Below are 16391 nucleotides of genomic sequence, written 5' to 3' on the forward strand. Positions count from 1 at the left end.
ACATGCTTCGCCCTTTGTTCTGTCTGGAGGTAACGATGTCCGAACTGTTGGTGATGGCGCATGAAACCGAGGCTGCGGGTTTCGCGACGCGCGAGGAACTCAGAGCACTGGAAAGAGAAGGATTTTTCCGGTCGCAGGACATTGTTGTCGTGACCCGCGACGAAAGCGGCGAGATTAATGTTCATGAAAGCAGCAACACGATGGCGCTTGGCGCGATCGGTGGCGCTGTCTGGGGCGGGCTGCTCGGGCTGGTCTTCCTGTCGCCTGTCGTCGGCGCGGCAATCGGTGCGGGCGCGGGCGCTGTGTCCGGCAAGTTCACCGACCTCGGGTTGAACGACTCTTTCCTGCGCGAAGCGGGCGAGAGCCTGCCGCAAGGCGGTTCGGCCGTGTTCATTTTGCTTAAGAAGGGCACCGCTGCAGAGGTCCTCGACCGGATGAAGACCCTAGGCCATGCAAGCGGTCGCGTGCTGCAAATTCCGCTGCCGGAAGATTTCCACGAACGGCTCGAATCCGCCCTGTCTTCGGGCGGCACCACGGCCTTTACCGGCAAGGAAATCACCGAAGGTGCAACTGGAAATCTCGCGCGGATGGTGGGCCCCTCTGCCCTCTAAACCCGCTGTGACCGGGATGTCACTCTTTAACCCGTAGTTAACTTTGCGCCCCACAGGCGCCTTTGTGTCGCCCTGATCTCTGCTTACCAAGTAACGAATAATTTATAATAACGTTACTCGAGCAGCAAAAATGGCAACCTATTACGACCAGTTCTACATCATGGATCCGGGCAGTCCGCCCGCTGCGGGCACGGCGCTTTCACCGACGACATATGAAATTGTCGATCGGAATAACGACAATTGGATTTCCAGCAGCAACAGCGCCCGCGACACGATCAACGGCCAGCGCGTCACCGATGTCTGGCGTGGCGACACGATCACCATCGAGCGTCCGAACGGCGTGCAAGAGACGATCACCGGCGACACGTTCTACCTGCGCGACGGGAGTGCCGTGTTCACGCCGTCCGATGGCACGATCCTCCACAACGCGACCTTCATCAGCTCCACCTATGTCACGCAGAGCACCCAAGCGCCGGTCGGCGATCTGGGGCCGGAATGCTTCCTCGCCGGGACGCGGATCGACACGCCCGACGGGCCGCGACCGGTGGAGCGGCTCAAGGCGGGCGATCTTGTCATGACCGAGGACGACGGGCCGCAGCCTCTTCTTTGGACGGGTGGTCGGGTCTGTCGCGGCGTCGGGGCCTATGCGCCGATCCGGTTCGCGCCGGGGGCTATGGGAAATCGACGCGCTCTTTACGTGTCTCAACAACATCGGATGTTGCTGCGCGGCTGGCGCGCCGAGATCGCCTGCGCCCATAGCGAAGTTCTGGTCGCCGCCAAGCATCTCGTAAACGGCAATAGCATTCGGGTGGCTCCGCGCCCGCGCGTGCAATACCGCCACCTGCTTTTCGCGCGCCATCACATCCTCATGGCCGAGGGCGCGCCGACCGAGAGCCTGTTTCCCGGCAATGTCGTCCTTGAAGACGACCACGGTATCGCGCGCGAAATACGCACCGCGTGGAAGCGGGTGTCAGATGCGCCGATCGAAACCATGGTAACCGCGCGACAGGTCGCGCGTGGACCGGAATTGGCGCTGCTTGTCGCTTGACCCTTCGGGGCACGCTGTGACTTATACGCACATGGCTAAGAGCAAGAAAAAACCGGGCCGAAAACCCGCCAAACGCAGCACGAAATCGAGCGTTTCCAGCAGCATGCGCGCGCCTTTCCGCACCGCCCTGAAATGGGCGCTACGGGGCGTGATGGGTCTCGTTGCGCTGGTGCTTGTGCTGATGGTCCTGTTCAAGTTCGTTAATCCGCCGACCACCTGGACGATGTGGAGCGAGCGACAGCGTCTTGGCGCAGTCGATCAGAAATGGGTGCCGATCGAGGATATCGCGCCCGTGCTCGCCCGCTCTGTCGTCGCGGCGGAGGATGCGAATTTCTGTAACCACTGGGGCTTCGACATGCGCGCGATCCGCAAGGCAATCGACGATGGCGCCAATCGCGGCGCCTCGACGATCACCCAGCAGACCGTGAAGAACGTGTTCCTCTGGCAGGGCCGAAACTGGCTGCGCAAGGCGCTTGAGGCGTCGATGACGCCGCTGGCCGAGGCGATCTGGGGCAAGAAGCGGATTCTGGAAATCTATCTTAACGTCGCTGAATTCGACGAAGGCGCGTTTGGCGTCGATGCCGCCGCGCATCGCTATTTCCGCACCACGCCCGACAAGTTGAGCGCCCGCCAATCCGCTTTGATCGCTGGCGTCCTGCCGGACCCCAAGGACCGTTCGGCGGCGAAGCCCGGCAGCTTCCTGTCGCGCCGCGCACAGTCGATCATGGACGGTGCGGCGACGATCCAGAAAGACGGGCGCGCAAGCTGCTTCGAGTGATCACTCGGCCGGTTCAGTCATTGGGCGCATGACGGCGAAGAGCTCGGCCACCTTGATCCCGAATTTGCGCATCTGCGACCGATTCAGCAGCGTCCCGTCCGGCATCAGGTAAATCCAGTCGGTCACGTCGAGCACGTGGCCGCCCGCATCCTCGGGCAACCGCAGCCGATAGCGCATCCGCAGCGCATTGCCCGACTGCTCCATCTCGGCGCGACCTTCGATGTCGTCGGCGGTCGAGCTGATCTCGCCGTTCGGCCCGAACTGGATATTCCAGGCACGGCTCTGTCGCCTACCGGAGGCATATTCGAACTCCTCCTCGATCACGCCGCCATCATTGGTGAACCGCCCCGTCATCACGGCACGGAAGCGCGAGGTGACCCGCCCGTCGGGGCCGTAGATCATGCCATGCGCCTCGACAGGGCCCTCGAACGCCCGGCGAATGTCGAATTCCGGGCTCTCCGCCGCGTAATCCGCCGACTTTTGCGCCGGGAAGGAGAAGAAGAAGTGCCGGATCAAGACAGCCGCCAGGATCAGAACCGCGAGGGTGACAAGCAATTTTAACAACATTTTACGCCCTCGCATGTGCCAGTTGGACCTGCACCACATCGGTATGGCCGACCGCGAAGGCCGCCGCGCAGGCTTCGAGATAATAGGACCAGTTGCGCAGGAACTCCGGCCCGAAGCCAAGCTCGGTCGCGCGCGCGCTGCGCTCTTTCAGACGGGTCGCCCATTGCCGACAGGTCTCGGCATAGTCCTGCCCGAAGGCGAAGCTTTCCTTCACCGCCAACCCGGCCTTCGCCGCCTGATCGCGGATCACCCCATCGGCCAGAAGCATGCCACCCGGGAAAGTGTATTGCCGAATGAAATCGGAAGTCTCGCGATATTTCGGAAAGTAGGAATCAGACACTGTTATGGCCTGAATCATCGCAGAGCCGTCCTCCGCCAAGCGATCTTTCACTGTTTGGAAATAGTTCGGCCAATACCGCTCGCCGACCGCTTCGATCATCTCGATCGAAACGATATGATCGAATTTGCCCGGCGTATGGCGATAGTCCTGCAACCGGATATCTGCCCGCCCGTCGAGCCGCGCATCGGCGTAACCTTTCTGGCTGGGCGAGATCGTGATGCCGGTGACATGACGCCCCTGCTCGGCCGCACGTTCGGCGAAATGCCCCCAGCCGCAGCCGATTTCCAGCACCCGCTCGCCGCCGCCCATACGGTCGAGAATGCGGTCGAGCTTGCGGTTCTGCGCCCGGTGCAGATCGTTATCCCCCGGCGCGAAAAGGGCAGAGGAATAGCTCATCCCCTCGTCCAGCCAGAGCTGGTAAAACTCGTTGCCCACGTCGTAATGCGCCCGGATGTTGCGCGACGCCCCGCGCAGCGAATTGGCCCGCATCAGCCGGTCGATCAGGCGGAACTTCAGGTTCGACCAGAAGCCCGCATAGGCGTAACCGTCGACCACATCGAGGTTTTTAAGCGCGAGCGAGAGAAGCGCCTCGATCGAGGAAGTCTCCCACAGCCCCGCGATATAGGCCTCGCCCAGGCCGACATCGCCGCGCGACGCCATCGCCACCACGGCCTGCCAATCGCGGATTTCCATGTCGGCTTGCGGCTCCCCGCGACCGAAACTGCGCACGGTGCCGTCAGGCAGACGCAGATGCAGCGTCCCCTGCTCGATCTTCTCGCAAGTCGCGAGGAATTCGCTGCGGATCCGGTTGGTCAGGAAAGGCATCATTGGCTGATCTCCTCGCTGGGGGGTGTGGGCCGCGACAGGTAACGGGCGCCTTTGAGCTTGAGTCGCAGGGCCTGCCAGTAGATCAGGCCGAGCGTGCGGATCGGGGTAAGCGGTCGGCGCAGCGCCATACCGAGAAGCGCCGCCGACGTCAGTTTGCGGCGCTGGGTCGCGAGGGTCGCGACAACGCCCTCCTCGCCATTTCGGTGATCGATGCGGATGCGGATGTGCTCGGCTCCGAGGTCGAAGCGGAACCGATATTCCCCGGCGATGGTCTGGAACGGGGAGACGTAGAAGATTTTCGCAGCGTGAAGCTCAGTTTCTGCGGAAATAGGGTCGAAATTAGGGGTGGCGCAAAGATAGGAGTGCCGATCGCCGAAGGTGTTGTTCACCTCTGCGATCACGGCGCGCAGTTCGTCTTGCGCATCATAGGCCAGCCAGAAATTCACCGGGTTGAACCCCGCCCCGAGGATCTTCGGCTGGGTCAGTAGGCGTAGCTTCGTAATTTCGGGCGCACCGTGGCGCGAGAGCTGTTTACGGACCCATTCGGCCCCCGCGCCGCGTCCGGGCGCCCCGCCGTAATCCTTGTCATGCACCGTCGCGAGATTGCGTCCACGGCGCGAGAAAATCCGCGGCCACGGCCCGCGCGCGTCGGGATCGATCATCACGTAATCGACGTGATAGCGGAACTGGTGGGAAATCGCGCCCCGCCGCGCATGAACCGTATGACCGGGGCAGAACTCGCCACTCATGCGGGCACCTTTTCGAAATCGATCTGGGGCTGCGCCCCGCGGTTAAGCTCACGCGCGACACGAACCGCCGAGGCGAACCCATCCTCGTGGAAACCATGACGGAGCCACGCGCCGGCGAACCACGTCCGATTCAGACCCTGTATCGACTGAATTTCGCCCTGCGCCCGCAGCGCCGCGCGATCGAAGACCGGGTGCCAGAAGACCTCGTGATCGTAGATCGTCTCCTCGGCAATCGGCGCGTCGGGGTTCAGCGTGACGAAAAGCGGATCGCTCTCGCGAATGTTTTGCAGCTTGTTCATCCAATAGGTCACGCCAAGCCGCGTCTCATTCGCGCGGGTCTGCGCCTGATAGACCCAGCTGGACCAGCAAGCGCGTCGGTGCGGCATCTGCGCGGCGTCGCGATGCAGATAGACGTCGTTGGGCTGATAGCGGACCGCCGAAAGCGCGGCCTGTTCCTGCGGGGTCGGCTTGACCAGCAGCTTGAGCGCCTGATCGGAATGGGTGGCGATGATGACTTGGTCGAACTGATCCGGAAGGGCCTTTTCCGCCGAAATAGTGACTGAATTGCGCTGCCGCTCGATCGCGGTGACCGGGGTGCCGGTGCGGAATTCGACGCCGCGCAGGCGCAAGGCGGCCTCCAGCCGCTTCACATATTCGATCGACCCGCCCGAGACCGTCCACCATTGATGCTGACCGGTCGCCGACAACAATGCGTGGTTCTCGAAGAAACGCAGGAGGCTTTTCGCGGGGAATGCGCCGATCTGATCGGCCGGCGTGGACCAGATCGCCCCACAGATCGGCAGCAGGTAATAGCGCCGAAACCACTCGCCCAGCTTCAGCTCGTCCAGCAGACCATCGATCGTCACGTCGTCGCTTTGCGCAACCGAAACAGCCTTCGCGTTGAACTTTGCGATATCCGCGACCATCCGCAGAAAGCCCGGCCGCGCGAGGTTCCGCTTCTGTGCAACGAGACTGTTCAGGTCGCGCAAAGCATATTCGATCCGGCCCTGATCGATCGTCACGCCAAAGCTCATGTCGGATTTCTCGACCGGCACGTCGAGTTCGGAGAACAGGCGCGTCAGATGCGGGTAATTCGCGTAATTGAACACGATAAACCCGGTATCGACCGGCTGATCGCCGTTGCGCCCCGCCGTGATTGTGCGCGAATGCCCCCCAAGCCGCGTCTCCGCCTCATAGATAGTGACGCGATTATGCGGAGCGAGTTGCCACGCCGCCGCCAGACCGGAAATCCCGGATCCGATGATCGCGATGCGTTGCGCATGTGGATGCAGGGCATCAAATGACATTCGAATTCTCCCAAACTCTTGAAGGCGTAACGGTGCATATTACCGTTTGGATCAGAAGTTTTTTCGCATCGCATGTGAACCGCTATCTCATAAGCTGCGTATCGGTCACATGCTGAGAGATGCGACCATCAACTTCGACACCACAGGGACCCCGCCAATCGCGGCGGGTCAGGCCTTTGCCGGGAAGAGAATGGACGACAAGAAATCAGCGAAACCGACGCCCGAGGCGGCTTGCGAGCAGACCGATTGGCTCGTGGCCGTTCGTGACAAGCGTGACAAACTGGCCTTCGCGCGGCTTTACGATCACTTCTCGCCGCGACTGAAGGGGATGCTGGTACGGTCCGGCATGACGCAGGCAGCGGCGGAGGATGTGGTTCAGGACGTGATGCTCACGATCTGGCGGAAGGCGCATCTTTACGACGAGACGCGGGCACGCGCCTCGGCATGGATTTACCGGATTGCGCGCAATCGGCAGATTGATGTGATCCGAAGACGGCCCCGGCCCGTTCCAGACGAGCTGATCGCCGAGGCCGAGACGCGGGAAACCCGCGAGGCCGATGCGGCGATCGGGCTGGAACAGGAAGCGGCGCAGCTGCGTCAAGCGATCGAGGCGCTGCCGGAAGCGCAGCGCGAGATCATCGAGCGGGCCTATGTGGGGGAACTCACACAGGCTGAAATACGCGAGGCGACAGGTCTCGCCCTTGGGACGATTAAATCGCGGATCCGGCTGGCGCTGGAGAAGCTTAGACACGAGTTAAGGGATCTGAGAGAAGAATGACCGAGATTACGCATCATTTGCCCGATTGGTTGGTTCGGTCCTACGCGACCGGCTCGCTCGGTCATGCGTTTTCGCTGGTCGTGGCGGCGCATGTGAGCCAGTGCGACGAGTGTCGCGCACGGCTCGAAGCAGAGGAACTGGCGGGCGGGCTGGTTCTGGATGACCTGAAAGGCATGGCCCCCAGCGACGATTTGCGGCGACGTGTGTTTGACGGGTTGGACGACGACGATGTGATCGTCGCTGAGCAACCCGCGCGCGCCGGGATCTATCCGGGGGCCGTGGTCGAGGCGATGGGCGCCGACAGCCCGCGCTGGCGGGCCTTGGGCGGCGGCATCAAGCAAGCGATCCTGAGCGAGGATAAAGAGGGGTCGGCCCGGCTTCTCTATATTCCGCCGGGGATGGCGGTGCCGGATCACACGCATGGCGGGCTGGAACTGACGCTGGTGCTGCAGGGGTCCTTCTCGGACGAGACCGGGCGCTTTGGCGTCGGCGATGTGGAAGTGGCGAATGACGATCTCGATCACACGCCGATCGCGGGGATGGAGGATGTCTGCATCTGCCTCGCCGCGACCGATGCACCGCTGAAGTTCAAAGGGCTTCTGCCGCGCTTGTTGCAGCCGATCTTCCGGATTTAAGACCCTAAATCCGCCGAAACACGGCCCCGATCCAAAGGGCAAGCGTAGCCGCCCGGCTTTGGCGATAGAGCCTCAGCCGGGCTAATTCTTTCAGACGGGCCGGAAACCCCGCGTCGCGCATCCTCTTGAAGCGATCGAAAACGGCCCGGTTCCCGGGCGTGAACCGATGCGCCGATGCAGTGAGAGCTGCACATTGATCGTCGATCCAGCACCGCCAATCGCCGGACAGCATGCGCCCGAGTCGAGAGAGCTTGGCGCGCAGTGTATTGTTCGCCCCTTCCGCGTTGCCCCCGTGTTGGCGGTAGAGCAGCGTGGGCTTCGCATCATAGATGACCCGCGCGCCGCACCCTGTGAACAGCTGATAAAGCCACCAGTCATGGCGCGGCGCAACTTGCAGTTCGCGCGCCGCAGAAATGGCCAGTTCGGCCCCTGCCGCGTTCAGGAGAATGGTGTTTCCCGCCGCGATATTCTGCACCAGTGCATTACGGAAAGACGGCGGGCGAGTGTGTCGGACGGAGAGATGCTGGTCTTCCAGATCAGCGTTGCAGACCCAAGTCCGGCTGCAATAAAGCGCAGCTTCCCCCTCGCCCAAACTCGAAATCCCGCGCGCGAGCCGTTCCGGTAGCCAGACATCATCCTGATCACAAAAGGCGATGTAATCCTGCTGCGCGCTGTCGATCCCCCGCAGCAGAGACAGGAAATTCCCTCCCGCGCCGGTCCGCGGTCCTGCCACAACCTTCACGTCATGGCTGCGCGCGAATTCCGCCAAGACGTCTTGGGCGACGTCGCTTCGGCTGTCGTCCCCGACGATCAGCCGCCAATCCCGATGGGTTTGCGCCGCGAGGCTTTCCAGTTGATCGCGCAGCTCCGGACCCGGATCGCGTGTCGCCATCAGGATCGTCACCCGCGCCACGGTCGCTTACTCGATCAGGCGCAGCAAATACTCGCCATAGCTGTTCTTGCCGAATTTCTTTGCCCGGTCGACGAGTGCGTCTGCACTGATCCAGCCCTTCTCGTAGGCGATTTCATCCGGCGAGCCGCTTTGCAGCCCCTGCCGCTCCTCCAACGTGCGGACGAAATTCCCTGCGTCGAGCAAGCTGCCATGCGTCCCGGTGTCGAGCCAGGCAAAGCCGCGGCCCATCTGCGTGACCGAGAGCGCGCCGTCATGCAGATAGGTTTCCAAAAGCGAGGTGATCTCCAACTCGCCGCGGGCGGACGGCGTGATCGTCTTGGCACGGTCCGGCGCGGTCTCGTCGAGGAAATAGAGACCCGTGACCGCGAATTGCGAGGGCGGCACTTCGGGCTTCTCGATAATCGCACGCACTTTGCCACTCTCATCGAAATCCACCACGCCGTAGCGTTCGGGATCGCGGACGCGATAGCCGAAGACGGTGCCACCCGATGCGGTCGCATTCGCCGCTTTCAGGATCTCGCCGAGACCCGCGCCGAAGAAGATGTTGTCGCCCAGAACCATCGCCGAAGGGCTGCCCGCGAGGAACTCTTCGGCCAGCAGATAGGCCTGCGCCAGACCGTCGGGCGAGGGCTGGGTGATATAGGTCAGGCTCAGCCCCCACTGGCTGCCATCGCCGAGCGTGCGGATGAACTGCTCCTGATCATGCGGCGTCGTGATCACCGCGATCTCGCGGATGCCGGCAAGCATCAGCGTCGTCAGCGGATAGTAAATCATCGGCTTGTCATAGACCGGCAGAAGCTGCTTCGAGACGCCCATCGTGATCGGATAGAGCCGCGTGCCCGAGCCGCCTGCCAGAATGATCCCCTTGCGCATCATATCGCCCCCAATTCGGTCAAAACGTCGTCCAATCCCGATCTCCAATCGGGTCTATTCAGGCCGAAAACGGCCAGATCGCTGCAGTCGAGCCGCGAATTGAGCGGCCGTTTCGCGGGCGTCGGATAATCGGCGGTGGGGATGTCCTCCACCGTCACGCCGCGCCCGGCCCGCGCGAAGATCTCCCGCGCGAAGCCTGCCCAGCTTACATCGGGAGAGCCTGAGAAATGGTAAACGCCGCTTTTTTCGGGCGTGCGCTGCAATTCCTTTGCGATGGTCAGGCAGGCCTCGGCGATCGCCTTGGCCGGCGTTGGCCCGCCGATCTGGTCGGCGACGATCGTCAGGCGATCGCGGCTTTCCGACAGGCGCAGCATCGTCTTCACGAAATTCCCGCCATGGGACGAGAAGACCCAACTGGTGCGCAGAATGGCGAAGGCGCCGCCCGTCGCCCGGATCGCGTCTTCGCCTGCGAGCTTGGTGCGGCCATAGGCGCCCAGCGGACCGGTCGGATCGGTGGGCTTGAACGGCGCGTCGCCCGAGCCGTCGAAGACGTAATCGGTAGAGATGTGAATGAGCGGGATGCCAAGGTCGCGGCACGCCTTGGCAATCGCGGCGGGCGCGTCACCGTTAACGGTTTGAGCGAGCGCCTCTTCTTCTTCGGCCTTGTCGACAGCCGTATAGGCGGCGGCGTTGATCACGGCCTCAGGCTTCGCCTCTCGGATCGCCTCAGCTGCGGCGCCGGGATCACGCAAATCGACCCTATTCCGGCCTAAAAACTCCGCATCGGGCACGAGGCGCTGCAGCTCCTGCGCGACCTGACCAGTCTGTCCAAAGACGAGGATCATGCCTTGCCCAGCCTTTCGCCGACGCCGTGCCGCTCCAATAGCGGGCGCCACCAGTCTTCGTTCTCGAGATACCAGCGCACGGTGCGCTCGAGCCCTTCCTCCACCGTCACGCTCGGCCGCCAGCCCAACTCCTCGCGGATGCGGGTCGGGTCGATCGCGTAGCGCGCATCGTGGCCGGGGCGATCGGTGACGAAGGTGATCAGATCGGCATAGGGCGCGTCGCCCGGACGCAGCTTGTCGAGAATGGTGCAGATCGTCTGGACCAGTTCGAGGTTCGACCGCTCGTTCTCACCCCCGATATTGTAGCTGCGACCCAAAGCGCCCTTCTCCAGCACCAGAAGCAGCGCATCGGCGTGATCCTCGACATAGAGCCAGTCGCGCACGTTCGAACCGTCGCCATAGATCGGCAGCGGCTTGCCCGCGAGCGCGTTCAGGATCACCACCGGGATCAGCTTTTCCGGGAAGTGATAGGGGCCGTAATTGTTCGAGCAATTGGTGAGCACCACTGGCAGCCCATAGGTCTCATGCCAGGCGCGCACGAGATGGTCCGAGCCCGCTTTCGAGGCGGAATAGGGACTGTTCGGCGCGTAGGGCGTCTCTTCGGTGAACTGGCCCGTGGCCCCGAGCGTGCCATATACCTCGTCGGTCGAGATGTGGTGGAACCGGAAGCTCTCGGGACGACCTTCACCCTCCCAAAAGCTGCGCGCCGCTTGCAGCATGTTGTAGGTGCCCATCACGTTCGTCTCGATGAAGGCGCCGGGGCCGTCGATCGAACGGTCGACATGGCTTTCGGCCGCGAGATGCATCACCGCATCGGGCTTGTGACGGGTGAAGATCGCCGTCAGCGCCTCGGGGTCGCGAATATCGGCCTGCTCGAACGCATAGAGCGGGCTGTCCGCGACGGGCGCGACGTTCTCAAGGCAGGCGGCATAGGTCAGCGCGTCGAGGTTCACCACCTCATGGCCGCGCGAGACGGCGAGACGGACGACTGCGGAGCCGATGAATCCGGCACCGCCGGTGACGAGGATCTTCATGCTGCGCCCTCCCATTTGAAGGGGCTGTCGAACCCCGAGAAAAGCGGTGCCTCGGCGTCCTTGCCGGACAAAACAGGTTCTATCCCTGCGGAAAGCGGCCAATCTATGCCCAGATCCGGGTCGTCCCAGCGGATCGCGCCTTCACACTCGGGCGCGTAGTAATCCGAGCATTTGTAGACGATTTCTGTCCCCGGCTCGAGCGTGACGAACCCATGCGCGAAGCCCGCCGGGATCAGAAGCTGCTTGCCGTTCTCGAAGCTCAGCTCGGTGCCGAACCACTGGCCGTAGCTCGGGCTGCCTTTGCGGATATCGACCGCGACATCCCAGAGCCGCCCGCGCCCGCAGCGCACCAGCTTCGCCTGCGCATGGGGCGGGGCCTGAAAATGCAACCCGCGCACCGTGCCCACCGCCTCCGAGACCGAATGGTTGTCCTGCACAAACTCGATCTCGATCCCGGCCTCGGCAAATCGCTTCGTCGAATAGCTCTCGGAGAAAAATCCGCGGTGATCGCCGAATCGCTTCGGGGTGATCACAAGAACGCCGCTGAGTGGAGTTGGTTCGACCTGCATTCGCCCTGCCTTCATTGCTTCGGGAAAGTTGTGCCAAAGCACGGCCCGAAAGGCCAGCGACATCGCTGCATGCCAAGAAATCAGGGGAAATCGGGAAAATGGTCGGAGCGAGAGGATTCGAACCTCCGACCCCCTGCTCCCGAAGCAGGTGCGCTACCAGGCTGCGCTACGCTCCGACCGTGGGCGGGGAATTAGCCGCTTGTGCAGGGTTTTGCAAGGGGGTCTGAGTCAGCTTCTTGAATTGCGTGCACGAAGGCCCAAAACGCGACCCAGAAGCGACGATCGCGGGGCGGTGACGGTTTCCGAGCGGCCCCTTGTGCGCAGCACCGGCTGGTTCTCGGAGACACGGGTCTCGCGAATGACGATGTAGATGCCAGACAGGATCACCACGCCTGCCCCGACAAGCGTCGGGATGTCCACGCTCTCGTGGAAGATGATCCAGCCGTAGAAGACCGCCCAGAGGATTTGCGAATATTGCATCGGCGCGACGATGGCGGCCTCGCCCGCGCGATAGGCGAGGATTTGCAGGAAGGAGGCGGTCAGGCCGAAGATCGCGATCACCGCCATGAGGCCCAGATCTCCGATCTGAAGCGGCTGCCAGACAAAGGGCAGAAGGATCGCCATGACGATCACATTGCCCAGAAGCGGCGAAAGCAGCAGCACGACGGAGCGCTCCTCCGAGCCGATCTTACGTACGATCACCGAGGCCAGCGAACCGGTGACTGCTGCCGTCATCGCCGCAAAGTGGCCCGGTGCGAGATCCGCCTGACCGGGGCGCACCACGATCACCACGCCGATGAGGCCGAGGATAACCGCAGCCCAGCGGTGAATGCCGACCTTCTCGCCCAGGATCGGGATCGAGAAGACAGTGACCAGCAGCGGCATCGCAAAGAGGAGCGGATAGACCTGCGCGAGCGGCAGGGTCGAGAAGGCGTAGAAAGCGCAGAGCCCGGTGACGACGGTGGTAAAGACCCGACCGACGACCCAGCCGGGATGAACCGGGCGCAAGCTTCCCCCGCGCTTGTCGTTGAGCAGGATGACCGAGAGCAGCGGGAAAGACAGGAGCGCCGCGAAGAACACGATCTGAACCGGCGAATAGGTCTGACCCAGATGTTTGATGATGACGTCATGCGTGGCGAAAATCGCCATCGAGGTCAGGCCGAGCGACGCACCGCGTGCGTTTGATTTTCCGCCGAAATCGGGCATGGGGGGCTCCCGGTGTTATCGCTCACATCTTGAGCGGATGTTCGGGAGTTGCAAGGCCGCGGCATGAAAAAGGCGCGAGCTTGCGCCCGCGCCTTTCACAAAACTTGTCTCGTGGATCAGAGCGAGGCGTCGAGCGCTTCGATGATCTTGTCGCCCATCTCGGAGGTCGAGACCGGGGTGCCGCCTTCGGGGCCCATCAGGTCTGCGGTGCGCACGCCATCGGCCAGCACTTTCTCGATCGCGGTTTCCAGACGGGTCGCCTCGTCGCCCTGATCGAAGCTGTAGCGCAGCGCCATCGCGAAGCTGAGGATACAGGCGATCGGGTTGGCCTTGCCCTGCCCCGCAATGTCGGGGGCCGAACCGTGCACGGGCTCGTACATCGCTTTCGGGCGACCGTTCGCCATCGGCGCGCCGAGCGACGCGGAGGGCAGCATCCCGAGCGAACCGGTCAGCATCGCCGCGCAGTCGGACAGGATATCGCCGAACAGGTTGTCGGTGACGATCACGTCGAACTGCTTGGGCGCGCGCACGAGCTGCATCGCGCCATTGTCGGCATACATGTGGCTCAGTTCGACTTCCGGGTATTCCTCGCCGACGCGGGTCACGACCTCGCGCCAGAGGATACCCGACTCCATCACGTTGGCTTTCTCCATCGAGCAGAGCTTCTTGTTGCGCTTCATCGCCAGCTCGAAAGCGGCGCGGGCGGCGCGCTCGATTTCGGACTCGGTGTAGCGCTGGGTGTTGATGCCGACGCGCTCGTTGCCTTCTTCGAAGATGCCGCGCGGCTCACCGAAATAGACGCCCGAGGTCAGCTCGCGCACGATCATGATGTCGAGGCCTGCAACCACGTCCTTCTTCAGCGAGGAGAAATCCGCCAGCGCGTCGAAGCATTGCGCGGGGCGCAGGTTGGCAAACAGGTCCATCTCCTTGCGCAGACGCAGCAGGCCGCGCTCGGGCTTCACCGAGAAGTCGAGCACGTCGTATTTCGGACCACCCACGGCGCCCAGCAGAACCGCGTCCACTTCCTGCGCCTTCGCCATCGTCTCATCGGCCAGCGGAACCCCGTGCTTGTCATAGGCCGCACCGCCCACGAGGTCTTCGCTGACATCGAAGGCGAGATCGCGCTTGGCACCGTACCAGTCGATGACTTTGCGAACCTCGGCCATGACTTCGGGGCCGATCCCGTCGCCGGGCAGGATGAGGATGGAGGGGTTGGACATGAGGATAATCTCCCAAGAAAACAGGGTCTCGAAGGGCGTATCCCCTGCCCGCCCCTTGGTCAAGCGGCACAGGTCGCGAAACCGTGTCTGGACGATCGGCAAGCGGTTGCCGAGGCTTCGGCGGGCTTTTGCGGATCAGGTGGTTGGCGAGTGGCCCCCGCACGCGTATGAGCGCATGCTAGAGTTTAGAGCAGGCAGACGACACATGAGGGCGAAATGAATCGCAGGGTACTGATCCTGGGAATGGGCGGTTTGTTCGGATCTGCTGCGGCACGGTCCTTCAGGGCCGCTGGCTGGGACGTCGATCGCTATCGCCGGGGCACCGACATGGCGATCGCAGCGCGCGGCGCGCGGTGGATCGTGAATGCGATGAACCCGCCGAATTACCACGACTGGGCAAACCAGATCCCCCAGATCACCAAGCAGGTTCTGGCCGCCTCGCGCGACAGCGGGGCCTCGGTGATGGTGCCCGGCAACGTCTATGTCTACGGGCGCGAGCCGTCTCCGTGGAGCGCCGCGACCCCGCATCACGCCTGCACCCGCAAGGGCAAGATCCGCGCCGAGATGGAGGCGCGCTATCGCGCCCATGCCGAAGAAGGTCGTTCGGTCGCGATCCTGCGCGGCGGCGATTTCCTGAATGCCGAGTCGCCCGACACGCTGATGAACCGGGTGATGCTGAAGGATTTGCGCAAGGGTAAGATCACCGCGCTCGGCAAGCCCGATGCGCAGCGCGTCTATGCCGATCTCGAGGATATGACCCGGATCGCCGTGCAACTGGCCGAGACCGAAGATCACACGCCCGGCCTGCTCGATCTCGGGTTTCCCGGCACGCGGTTCTCCGCGCGCGAACTGGCCGAGGAATTCTCGAGTCAGATGGGGCGCGACATCTCGATCAAGAAATTCCCGTGGACGGCGCTACTGCTTGCCTCGCCCGCATGGGAGCTTGCGCGCGAGCTGCGCGAGATGCGCTACCTGTTCGACATGAGCCACGAGATCGACGGCACCGATTTTCACGCGCGCTTCCCGGAATTCACGCCGAAGACGCTGCAGCGCGTGGTGTTCGAGCATCTCTATATCCGGGGCCTCAAGGTCGTTCCTGATCAGGGCAACGCGATATCGAGCCACACCATCTTGTGACGCGAGGCGGCTGCGGCCGCCTTCGCCAAGGGCGCGCCCGGCTTCGGCCAGACGACGCCCGCCCCCGTCACCCTCAAGTCGGTCGACGGCAGAACGTAATCGAGCCGCAGGTTGCCCGGCCCGTCGTAATCGGCGGTATCGAGGCCCGGATCGCCCTGATGCGCGGGATCGGCCGCTTGCGTTGCGCCATCGCTGCGCGGCTGCGGGTCTTGCAAATGCGGGCCGTTCAGCAGCAGATCGAGCGCATCACGCCGCCCCTCCCCGTCTTTCGGATCGAGATTGGCGTCGCCTAGCAGGATCACCGGCGCCCCGGGCGGCAGCGCTTCGAGCTCCCCATCCAGATACCGGAGCCAGAAGGCGATCTCGTCGCGATTGCGGCGTCCGTTGCGATCCTCTGGCCCGTCGAAAACCGGTGGCGTCGCGGCGAAGGCCAGAAGGTGCAGCTGCGCGCCCGAGGGCAGTTTGAGCGGTACATCCCAATGCGCGGTGGAGCTGAGACGCTGCACCTCCAGCGCCTCCGGCGACAGCTCCGCCCCTGCGCTTTGCCCATCGGGTAGGTCCTTCCACAGCATCGCGGAGAAGTCGCGCGCGCGGTCGGCCTCAATCGGGTAGCGCGACAGTAGCGCCAGACCGCCCTGCCCCGGAAACCGTCCGTAACCTTGGGCATCGCGCGCTTCCCCAAGCTTGCCGTTACCGTCTAAATCCCCCCCGCTCGGCCATCCGCTATTCGGACGCGGCGCGAAGAGATGCGGATAGGGCTGCGCGAAGGTCTCATTCAGCGCGGCCAGCGCCTGCCCGTCATGGTCCCAGTCGATCCCGGTCAGCAAAAGCACATCCGGCGCAATCGCGTCGACGATGCGGGTCACAGCCGCGACCTGCGCTGTGTCATTGCGGATATCTTTCAGCAAAAGCCCCGGACCCCGGCGCGAAAGCCCGGCATCCCATGTCGCCAC

The 16391-nt window shown here is 63.2% G+C and carries 18 protein-coding genes and 1 tRNA gene; 6 read left to right on the forward strand and 13 right to left on the reverse strand.

What is annotated here, in order from left to right:
• Window positions 1-35 precede the first annotated feature (35 nt).
• The 3 genes from BMI88_RS18515 to mtgA all read left to right on the forward strand — a co-directional run bounded on the left by BMI88_RS18515 (window position 36) and on the right by mtgA (window position 2437).
• On the forward strand, window positions 36-611 hold the full coding sequence (locus BMI88_RS18515; RefSeq protein WP_168174017.1) for a DUF1269 domain-containing protein: 576 nt from the start codon (window positions 36-38) through the stop codon (window positions 609-611).
• Window positions 612-741: 130 nt separating this feature from the next.
• Window positions 742-1659 (forward strand): Hint domain-containing protein, encoded by a 918-nt coding sequence (locus BMI88_RS18520; RefSeq protein WP_078550995.1) that lies wholly within the window; start codon window positions 742-744, stop codon window positions 1657-1659.
• Window positions 1660-1690: 31 nt separating this feature from the next.
• Window positions 1691-2437 carry a monofunctional biosynthetic peptidoglycan transglycosylase gene (gene mtgA, locus BMI88_RS18525; protein ID WP_078550996.1) on the forward strand — a complete coding sequence of 249 codons (747 nt, stop codon included), beginning with the start codon at window positions 1691-1693 and terminating at the stop codon, window positions 2435-2437.
• Here mtgA and BMI88_RS18530 read toward each other — a convergent pair whose 3' ends face one another.
• From BMI88_RS18530 to BMI88_RS18545, 4 genes are read right to left on the reverse strand one after another with little or no spacing between them, the layout of a single operon-like run.
• A complete protein-coding gene (locus BMI88_RS18530; RefSeq protein WP_078550997.1) occupies window positions 2438-3004 on the reverse strand; it encodes a DUF3833 domain-containing protein in 567 nt (188 codons plus the stop codon). It abuts the gene before it with no gap.
• A gap of 1 nt (window position 3005) precedes the next feature.
• Window positions 3006-4169: a cyclopropane-fatty-acyl-phospholipid synthase family protein gene (locus tag BMI88_RS18535; RefSeq protein WP_078551129.1), complete on the reverse strand. Its 1164-nt coding sequence runs from the start codon at window positions 4167-4169 to the stop codon at window positions 3006-3008.
• The gene (locus BMI88_RS18540; protein WP_078550998.1) at window positions 4169-4921 is read right to left on the reverse strand and encodes a DUF1365 domain-containing protein; all 753 of its coding nucleotides are present in this window, start codon (window positions 4919-4921) and stop codon (window positions 4169-4171) included. The genes BMI88_RS18535 and BMI88_RS18540 overlap by 1 nt, the downstream gene beginning before the upstream one ends.
• Window positions 4918-6228 carry an FAD-dependent oxidoreductase gene (locus BMI88_RS18545; protein WP_078550999.1) on the reverse strand — a complete coding sequence of 437 codons (1311 nt, stop codon included), beginning with the start codon at window positions 6226-6228 and terminating at the stop codon, window positions 4918-4920. Before BMI88_RS18545 ends, BMI88_RS18540 begins: the two co-directional genes overlap by 4 nt.
• Before the next feature lie 190 nt (window positions 6229-6418).
• Here BMI88_RS18545 and BMI88_RS18550 point away from each other — a divergent pair, with 190 nt between their 5' ends.
• On the forward strand, window positions 6419-7006 hold the full coding sequence (locus BMI88_RS18550; RefSeq protein ID WP_078551000.1) for a sigma-70 family RNA polymerase sigma factor: 588 nt from the start codon (window positions 6419-6421) through the stop codon (window positions 7004-7006).
• Complete coding sequence (locus BMI88_RS18555) at window positions 7003-7641, forward strand: ChrR family anti-sigma-E factor (RefSeq protein ID WP_078551001.1); 639 nt, start codon at window positions 7003-7005, stop codon at window positions 7639-7641. The genes BMI88_RS18550 and BMI88_RS18555 overlap by 4 nt, the downstream gene beginning before the upstream one ends.
• Before the next feature lie 4 nt (window positions 7642-7645).
• Here BMI88_RS18555 and BMI88_RS18560 read toward each other — a convergent pair whose 3' ends face one another.
• From BMI88_RS18560 to leuB, 8 genes are all read right to left on the reverse strand, one after another.
• Window positions 7646-8554 (reverse strand): glycosyltransferase, encoded by a 909-nt coding sequence (locus tag BMI88_RS18560; protein WP_348638900.1) that lies wholly within the window; start codon window positions 8552-8554, stop codon window positions 7646-7648.
• Between the two features lie 6 nt (window positions 8555-8560).
• Window positions 8561-9427 carry a glucose-1-phosphate thymidylyltransferase RfbA gene (rfbA, locus tag BMI88_RS18565; protein ID WP_246831931.1) on the reverse strand — a complete coding sequence of 289 codons (867 nt, stop codon included), beginning with the start codon at window positions 9425-9427 and terminating at the stop codon, window positions 8561-8563.
• The gene (gene rfbD / locus BMI88_RS18570; protein WP_078551003.1) at window positions 9427-10272 is read right to left on the reverse strand and encodes a dTDP-4-dehydrorhamnose reductase; all 846 of its coding nucleotides are present in this window, start codon (window positions 10270-10272) and stop codon (window positions 9427-9429) included. Before rfbD ends, rfbA begins: the two co-directional genes overlap by 1 nt.
• Window positions 10269-11306, reverse strand: coding sequence for a dTDP-glucose 4,6-dehydratase (gene rfbB, locus BMI88_RS18575; RefSeq protein ID WP_078551004.1), 1038 nt, complete (start codon window positions 11304-11306; stop codon window positions 10269-10271). The genes rfbD and rfbB overlap by 4 nt, the downstream gene beginning before the upstream one ends.
• On the reverse strand, window positions 11303-11875 hold the full coding sequence (gene rfbC, locus BMI88_RS18580; protein WP_078551005.1) for a dTDP-4-dehydrorhamnose 3,5-epimerase: 573 nt from the start codon (window positions 11873-11875) through the stop codon (window positions 11303-11305). Before rfbC ends, rfbB begins: the two co-directional genes overlap by 4 nt.
• Window positions 11876-11974: 99 nt before the next feature.
• A tRNA-Pro gene (locus tag BMI88_RS18585) sits at window positions 11975-12051 on the reverse strand.
• 52 nt (window positions 12052-12103) lie between these two features.
• Complete coding sequence (locus BMI88_RS18590) at window positions 12104-13081, reverse strand: DMT family transporter (protein ID WP_078522643.1); 978 nt, start codon at window positions 13079-13081, stop codon at window positions 12104-12106.
• Between the two features lie 116 nt (window positions 13082-13197).
• Window positions 13198-14301: a 3-isopropylmalate dehydrogenase gene (gene leuB, locus BMI88_RS18595; protein ID WP_078541515.1), complete on the reverse strand. Its 1104-nt coding sequence runs from the start codon at window positions 14299-14301 to the stop codon at window positions 13198-13200.
• A gap of 216 nt (window positions 14302-14517) precedes the next feature.
• Here leuB and BMI88_RS18605 point away from each other — a divergent pair, with 216 nt between their 5' ends.
• Window positions 14518-15438, forward strand: a complete 921-nt coding sequence (locus tag BMI88_RS18605; protein WP_078551007.1) for a hypothetical protein — start codon at window positions 14518-14520, stop codon at window positions 15436-15438.
• Here the strand turns inward: BMI88_RS18605 and BMI88_RS18610 are convergent.
• A complete protein-coding gene (locus BMI88_RS18610) occupies window positions 15402-16391 on the reverse strand; it encodes an endonuclease/exonuclease/phosphatase family protein (RefSeq protein WP_348638901.1) in 990 nt (329 codons plus the stop codon). The two genes, BMI88_RS18605 and BMI88_RS18610, sit on opposite strands and share 37 nt — an antisense overlap.

It is taken from the genome of Thioclava sp. F36-6, from assembly GCF_002020305.1.
GTDB classification, from domain to species: Bacteria; Pseudomonadota; Alphaproteobacteria; order Rhodobacterales; family Rhodobacteraceae; genus Thioclava; species Thioclava sediminum.

Bases quoted from the DNA above. Each gene is read 5' to 3' on its own strand.
- BMI88_RS18515 (WP_168174017.1), top strand. From the start codon at position 36: ATGTCCGAACTGTTGGTGATGGCGCATGAAACCGAGGCTGCGGGTTTC.
- BMI88_RS18520 (WP_078550995.1), top strand. From the start codon at position 742: ATGGCAACCTATTACGACCAGTTCTACATCATGGATCCGGGCAGTCCG.
- mtgA (WP_078550996.1), top strand. From the start codon at position 1,691: ATGGCTAAGAGCAAGAAAAAACCGGGCCGAAAACCCGCCAAACGCAGC.
- BMI88_RS18530 (WP_078550997.1), bottom strand. From the start codon at position 3,004: ATGTTGTTAAAATTGCTTGTCACCCTCGCGGTTCTGATCCTGGCGGCT.
- BMI88_RS18535 (WP_078551129.1), bottom strand. From the start codon at position 4,169: ATGCCTTTCCTGACCAACCGGATCCGCAGCGAATTCCTCGCGACTTGC.
- BMI88_RS18540 (WP_078550998.1), bottom strand. From the start codon at position 4,921: ATGAGTGGCGAGTTCTGCCCCGGTCATACGGTTCATGCGCGGCGGGGC.
- BMI88_RS18545 (WP_078550999.1), bottom strand. From the start codon at position 6,228: ATGTCATTTGATGCCCTGCATCCACATGCGCAACGCATCGCGATCATC.
- BMI88_RS18550 (WP_078551000.1), top strand. From the start codon at position 6,419: ATGGACGACAAGAAATCAGCGAAACCGACGCCCGAGGCGGCTTGCGAG.
- BMI88_RS18555 (WP_078551001.1), top strand. From the start codon at position 7,003: ATGACCGAGATTACGCATCATTTGCCCGATTGGTTGGTTCGGTCCTAC.
- rfbA (WP_246831931.1), bottom strand. From the start codon at position 9,427: ATGCGCAAGGGGATCATTCTGGCAGGCGGCTCGGGCACGCGGCTCTAT.
- rfbD (WP_078551003.1), bottom strand. From the start codon at position 10,272: ATGATCCTCGTCTTTGGACAGACTGGTCAGGTCGCGCAGGAGCTGCAG.
- rfbB (WP_078551004.1), bottom strand. From the start codon at position 11,306: ATGAAGATCCTCGTCACCGGCGGTGCCGGATTCATCGGCTCCGCAGTC.
- rfbC (WP_078551005.1), bottom strand. From the start codon at position 11,875: ATGCAGGTCGAACCAACTCCACTCAGCGGCGTTCTTGTGATCACCCCG.
- BMI88_RS18590 (WP_078522643.1), bottom strand. From the start codon at position 13,081: ATGCCCGATTTCGGCGGAAAATCAAACGCACGCGGTGCGTCGCTCGGC.
- leuB (WP_078541515.1), bottom strand. From the start codon at position 14,301: ATGTCCAACCCCTCCATCCTCATCCTGCCCGGCGACGGGATCGGCCCC.
- BMI88_RS18605 (WP_078551007.1), top strand. From the start codon at position 14,518: ATGAATCGCAGGGTACTGATCCTGGGAATGGGCGGTTTGTTCGGATCT.